4 protein-coding genes are annotated in these 6534 nt (G+C 61.8%); all 4 read right to left on the bottom strand.

What is annotated here, in order from left to right:
- Positions 1 to 152 precede the first annotated feature (152 nt).
- The 4 genes from PMI34_RS05140 to PMI34_RS05155 all read right to left on the bottom strand — a co-directional run bounded on the left by PMI34_RS05140 (position 153) and on the right by PMI34_RS05155 (position 6219).
- Positions 153 to 1538, bottom strand: coding sequence for a DUF1254 domain-containing protein (locus PMI34_RS05140; RefSeq protein ID WP_008052901.1), 1386 nt, complete (start codon positions 1536 to 1538; stop codon positions 153 to 155).
- On the bottom strand, positions 1535 to 2884 hold the full coding sequence (locus PMI34_RS05145; RefSeq protein ID WP_008052900.1) for a DUF1254 domain-containing protein: 1350 nt from the start codon (positions 2882 to 2884) through the stop codon (positions 1535 to 1537). The genes PMI34_RS05140 and PMI34_RS05145 overlap by 4 nt, the downstream gene beginning before the upstream one ends.
- A gap of 159 nt (positions 2885 to 3043) precedes the next feature.
- The gene (locus PMI34_RS05150) at positions 3044 to 4381 is read right to left on the bottom strand and encodes a DUF1329 domain-containing protein (RefSeq protein WP_008052899.1); all 1338 of its coding nucleotides are present in this window, start codon (positions 4379 to 4381) and stop codon (positions 3044 to 3046) included.
- Between the two features lie 11 nt (positions 4382 to 4392).
- A complete protein-coding gene (locus tag PMI34_RS05155; protein WP_008052898.1) occupies positions 4393 to 6219 on the bottom strand; it encodes a DUF1302 domain-containing protein in 1827 nt (608 codons plus the stop codon).
- Between the last annotated feature and the right edge of the window lie 315 nt (positions 6220 to 6534).

Raw genomic sequence — 6534 nt, 5'->3', positions numbered from 1 at the left:
ACCATAAGCCGCCGTTACCGAAGAAACGGATATGTACACCCGTAAAAATCCACGCCGCCTGACATACCGCTTTCGCGGGCAAGCCCGCTCCCACAGGGATCCAGGTTGCCTACAACATGTGTGAAGACACAAATCCAATGCAGGAGCGCGGCTCAGGCCGACACCACTTCAACCACCGGCATTTGCCAGCGTTGATTGACCACCTGCTGCCCGGGTCCATACAGGCGCAGGACCAGGGTGAACGCCCCGCTTGCCGGCGTTGGCAGCCAGTTGCTCTGCTCGGGCGGAGCTGTGTTCTGCAGGATCAACGTCAACCCGCCGTCCGCATCTTTTTGCAACTGATCCCGGCTGCTCAGACAGTAACGATTGATCGGGTTGGCCACCAGTTGCCGGTCCGGCAAGTCATACAACGTCAGCGACCAGAACTCGCTGGCCGGCGGCCATTGACCCGGGGCGAAACGCAGGCGATAGCTTCGCCCGCCCTGCAAGGGTTGCCCCTGGTTATCCAGGCGAGTACCGGTGTAGAAGGCCTCTTCCACGCTGTTGCCGTAGATGCCGACATTCGCCGCGATAGCGCGGTTGAGGTAATTGCCGTTCAGCGCTTCGCGCGTGCCGAACAGACCGAGGGTGGTGTGTACCTGGCTCACCGCGGTTTGCAGTTGCACCTGGGCGTCCTGAATCCCGTCAAGCAGTGCCTGGCGCGTTGCTGGCGGCAACGTCGCCGGGTCGAAACCCTGACCGGGCACGATGCCGATACGGGCAAAGCGCGCGCGCAAGCCTTGTTCGGACGGTTGCGTGGGGCACAGGCTGAGGATCTGGTTCAGCGCCGGGATAAACTCCAGCCCCAACCCGGTCTTGCTGTCCCAGGGTCGCCAGTCAATGGCCGGCGCAGCCACGGGCGGCGTACTGCCGGTGTATTCATGCAACGAGCGCAAACCGTATTGCTGCTGCAAGGCTCGTACGGCCGACAGATCGTCGCTGTTTTTCAAGCCGGTGCGCCCCAGCACCATGACGATTTCGGTTTCACTGCGCAGCACGGCCTTGACGCCGTCCGGTGTCGGGCCTTGCCAGTCGGGCCCGACTATCAGGTAATTCCCCGCATCGCGACCGGTGCTGAGCACGCCGACATAGGCAAAGTTGTGGGTGTACTGGTCGACCAGTTGAAGCACGTAATAGCGCTCGTCATCGACCGCCGGCACGCTCAACACCTGGGGTTCGCTGCGCAGGTCAAGCCAGGCCCAGGAGTACGGCGTGTCATTGTTCGGCGTGACAATGTCGCGGTTATTCGGGGTGAACAACTCGCTGTAATGACGAAAGCGGTTGAAGCCGCCGACGTACTCTGGCGCGGCCGGGTTGAGCGCCTGTTTTTCCATGGTCTGGTAATGCATGAGCATGGGGTAGGCGTAAACCCACGCCTCTTTGGCAATCTGCCGCAGGTCATCGGAATCAGCGGCCAGCAACCAGCGTGGCAACACCAGGCTGCCCCCCAATACCCCCATGCCGCCCAGCACCCGGCGGCGACTGAAAATCAGGTTCATGATTCGACCCTCGTTATCGTCGGCAACTGATAACTCCCGTCCAATGCCCTTCCCTTGGGCAGGTACAGGCGCAACAGCAGGTTGAACGGACCTTGCGGCGTCGGCAGCCAGTTGCCCGGTGGCGCAGCCTTGGGCGCATCGGCTTGCAGGATCAGGGTCAAGCCGCCGTCGGCATCGTATTGTAGACCAGGGCTACGATCGCCCAATGCGTAACGCTGGATCGGGTTGGCCACGAGCAACTGGGTTTTGCCGTCATACAGGGTCAGCGACCAGAACGCATTCACCGGCGGCAATTGCCCGGCGGGAAAATGCAGGCGATAGGCGTGTTGGCCGCTGAGCATCTGCCCCTGGGCATCGTGCAACGCCATCGGATACAGCGCCTCCACCGCATCGTTGGCGTAGATGTAACGCCAGGCGACCGCGGCACGGGTCAGGTCATCGTCGCCGTATTTGCCCACGTTGGACGGCGACGGCAACCAGCCCTGTTGTTCCACCGACAGTTGGCTAGAGGCTGCGCGTACCTGCTCGCGACCTGCTTCGGCGCCTTGGGCAACGGCTTCGCTCAAGTCTTCAGGGGCCTGGAATACACTCCCCGGCTTCACGCCGATGGCGGCGAAACGGGCCAGTTTCTGTTGCTCGCTGGCGGTCCATTGATGCAAGGGTGCCAGCGCGTTGAAGGTGTTGAACAGCGCCTGCGCCGGCCCTTGTCTGGTGTCCGTGTACGCTGGCAGTTGCAACGGAGCCAAGGGTTCAGGGGCCGCGCTGCCAGTGACTTTGGACAGCGGTTGCAAGGCGTAGCCCTTCAGCACCTGCGCGGCGTCTTTCTGATCCGCTTCGCCCTTGACCTCGGTCCGTCCCAACAGGAAGACCAGCCGGCTCGGCGAGCGAATCACCGCGCTGAGTCCCGATGGCACTGGTCCCTTCCAGTCCGGCCCGACAATCAGGTAGCGCCCCGCCTGCTCCCCCGTGGCGCGGGTGCCGATGTAGTCGAGGTTGTCGGTGCGCATGTCCACCAGTTGAAAGCTGTAGTAGCGGCCTTGCACGGCCGGTACGTCCAGCACCACAGGTTCGCCGCGCAGATCGAGCAAGGCGCGGGAATAGAAGGTGTCGTTGTTGGGCGACACCACTTTGTTGTCCTGCGGGCCGAGCAGGCGCGGTTCGCTGTAGAGGCGGTTGAACGGCAGTTTGGCGGCGATGGCGCTGAGCACCTTGTCGTGTTCGACGGTGGCGTAGGCGAACACGTAGGCCTCCTGTGCCAGGGCTTTCGCCTTGGGTTGATCGAGGGATGCTGCGTGAACGGTGCCCAGGCTTGTGCCCAGGGCAAGAGCGGATATCCAGTAGCGCACGGTAGATCTCCTTTGTGGAATCAACGATTCACCGCCCCCCCTGTGGGAGCGGGCTTGCCCGCGAAGAGGTCGGTACATCCAACATTGATGTTGTCTGACACACCGCTATCGCGGGCAAGCCCGCTCCCACAGGGACTTGTGGTGGAAATGCAATACGGGTTACTTGGCCCAGCGCCGCAGGTCCGACGGGGTGTAGTCGTCGGTCTTGGCGGCGAAGCCCACGCGCATCGGCTCGGTCTCTTCGTTGGCCAGGCCGCCGGCGTAGTAGCGTCCGGAGATCAGGTCATAGGAGGTTTCCAGCACGTTGTAGGTGAAGCCGTGGTCGTACTGCTGGATCGCGTGCAGTTCACCGCTGCGCCACAGTTCACCGCGGCTGTCGTACTGGTCCGACTGCGCGATCTGCCAGCTGTCTTCGTCCACATAGAAACGGCGCTTGGCGTAGATGTGCCGGGCACCGGGCTTGAGGGTCGCTTCGACCACCCACACACGATGCTTCTCGTAGCGGGCCAGGTCCTGGTTGACGTGGTTGGGTTTGATCACGGCGTCGTACTTGAGGTCGCGACTGCCGATCTTGTAGCTGTTGTAAGGGATGAACAGCTCCTGCTTGCCCACCAGTTTCCAGTCGAAACGATCCGGCGCGCCGTTGTAGCCGTCGATGTTGTCGGCGGTGATCAGGCCGTTGCTGTAACGGGCGCTGTTGTCGTAGGCGATCATCGGCGCACGACGCACGCGACGCTGGCCCGGCAGGTATTGCCAGGCCGAACGCGGCTCGGCGACCTGGTCGATCGGCTCGTGCACCAGCACCGCCTCGCCGGACAGACGCGCCGGTTCCAGCACCCGGCTCTTGAACATGAACAGGATGTTCGAGTCAGGTTCCAGCCCACCCACTGTGTCGGCGAAGTTGATCAACGACTGATTGCGCACGTAGCTGGTGGCGCCGTTTTCACGCACCAGCGCGGCGCTGCTGATGCGCTCGTAGCTGCCGCCGCGATAACGGGTCATGTGGTTCCACATCACCTCCAGGCCTTCGGTGGGCAACGGAAACGGAATGCCCCTGGCATAGTCGTGCAAGCCGTTGCCGCCGTCGGCCATGCTGGTCTTGGCGATGTTCTCACGACTGGCCGCCAGTACCTCCTTGGGCAGGTTGGCGCTGCGATGACTCGGGTAGATGTTCATCTTGTAGGTATCGGGAAACCGCTTGAACAATGCGATTTGCCCGGGGCTGAGAAACTTCTCGTACTGCGCCACGTTCTTGGCCGTGACCGTGAACAACGGTTTCTCGGCGGCATAGGGATCGCTGTAGCCGCCCTTGCTGTCGACGGTGCCGGCGTTGCTCGCCAGGCCACCGGTCCAGGCCGGAATACTGCTGTCGGCATTGGCTGCCATTTCCGAGCCCATGGGGGTCAGGGTCTTGCCCAGTGCCGCCGAATCGGTGCCTTTGGCCTGGGCCAGGCCGACGGTGCAGGCCAGGGCCAGCACACACAATTGCATACGCATAACGGTTCTCCTTAGAAGTCTGCCTTGAAGCTGACGGATACGAAATCGCGATCGTCGAGGGTGCTGTAGTCGTTGGAACCGAAGAACGCGTTGTAGGCCAGTTCCACGCTGTAATCGTTCATGTAGACGCCGGTCAGGCTCACGCCCAGCGCTTGCTGGCCTTCCTGGAACGGCCCTTGCGGATCGTAGGAATAGCCCGAGACGTCATGCCGCCAGTTGAGGGCGGGAATCAGGTTGATACCCGGCAACACATCGCTGTATTCGAGGCTGGCGCGCAGGCGATAACCCCACGACCAATCGGTGGCAAAGCCCTTGTCGGTGCAGTATTGGTTGGTCACGCCTGAAGCTACCGTGTTGCACGGCGTGCCGTTGCGCGGGGCGCTGCGACCGAATGCGGCGTTACGGCCCAGGCGCTCATCCCCCAGATCATCGATGTGTACCACCCCGGCTTCACCGAACAGGCTCAGACGCGTGGCGCCCAGCACGTTGTCGATGGCCTGGGTGGCCGAACCGGTCAGTTGCCAGACGCCTTTGCGCTCCCACGCATCGAACTGGCTGCCATTGGTGGTGCTTAAACCGGGCGGCAACTGCACCCAGGAACTGCCCCCTGGCCCTGAAATCACCGCGACGTTGACGTCGGGCGCGTTGATCGCGATCGGCATGTTCGGCCGGTAGCTCAATTCACCGGCCAGGGAAATCCCGGTGACAGGCTCGACGCCATTGAGGCTGATGCCGTACAGGTGAATGTTTTCCGGGAAGGCCGCCGCATAGCTCGGCCCCTGGATGCCACCGGGGAAGGTGCCGGGCAAGGCGGTGTTCCTGGCGTTAATGGTGAAATACGGCAACCGCGAGTGATAGTTGACGTAGTAGATCGCCGCTTCCGCATCGTTGAGCGCCGGGATCATCTGGCGCAAGGCGAAGCCGAACTGGCCGTTGTCGGACGGCGATTCGTTGCCCCGGGACGTGGCGAACAAACCCGCGTCCTGCATCTGTTGATCGGTCTGTACCTGACTCAGGTACAGTGGCCCGCAGCCCGGCTGGATCACATCGCTGCTGGCGAAAAAAGTGCCGCAACCGTCAAGTACGCTGGGGCGCCAGTTGTACTGGTAGAAACCTTCGAGGTTGGTGCTGTCGGTCAAGCCGAAGCTGAAAGAGACCATCTCCACCGGCAGCTGGCCTTCCTTGATTTCCACGCCGGGACGGTTGAACGCCGAGATGTCCAGCGGGTTGATCACGTTGATGCCGTTCTGGATCAACAGCGCTTCGCCCCAGGACAGCACCTGGTTACCGACCTTCACGCTCAGCGGATGCTCGGCCACCTGGAAGTCTTTCCAGACGTAGGCATCGAGCACTTCGAAGCCCTTGAACCTGGACAGGTCGTCCCAGCCCGAATCGTCGAAATCCTTGAAGCGGCCATTGCCGGTTTCGTAGGCATGGTCGTACCAGTACTTGAAGCGGATAAACGCGCCCTGGCCCTGGCCATCGAGACTGACATCGGTGAGACCCTTGAAAAGTTGCGAGATGGGGTCGCCCTTCTCGAAGTTCAGCCGGTTGTCGTCGGCGCTGACGCTGGTGCCATTGGCGTTCACGCCCTGGGCTTGCAAGGCATTGGCGCGGGTCATCAGGCTTTTGTCGGGGTTTTGCGTCGACCAGCTGGTGCCCAGGCTCAGGCTGGTCTTGGTCGACAGGCTCCAGTCTTCGTTGATGTCGAAAGTGGTGGCGTAGGTCGGCCCCGTCAGTACGGCAAGAATCGCCAGCGCAAGGGGTTGCGGGCGGGTGTGGCCAAGCCGGTGAAGTCGTTGGCGGACTCCGGCTGTGGCCGAGCATTTTTTTATCATTATTGGGCTCCGGTCAGGTTTGCTCAGCCTGGACACGGTGCCCAACTATCGGGCGCGACACGCAAGCGATGGCCGACAAAAAATAATCATCGGGGGGATCTGCAGGGGTCTTCGGTTAATTTCTGAAGGCGTACATATCCGTTGCTGCGGATGCGGTTACCTGTGGGAGCGAGCTTGCTCGCGATGGCTATGTGTCAGGCGATGATTGTTTTGTGGGTGTACATATCCGTTGCTGCGGTAACGGCCACTTATGTTTCCGCCCTTACGGCGGGTCACTTTCGAAGAGCGCGAAAGTAACCAAAGCGCTCTGCCCCT

This window comes from Pseudomonas sp. GM74 (assembly GCF_000282455.1).
GTDB lineage: Bacteria > Pseudomonadota > Gammaproteobacteria > Pseudomonadales > Pseudomonadaceae > Aquipseudomonas.
The sequence above is the reverse complement of the archived record's forward strand: the minus strand, read 5'-3'. Positions and strand labels throughout refer to the sequence as shown.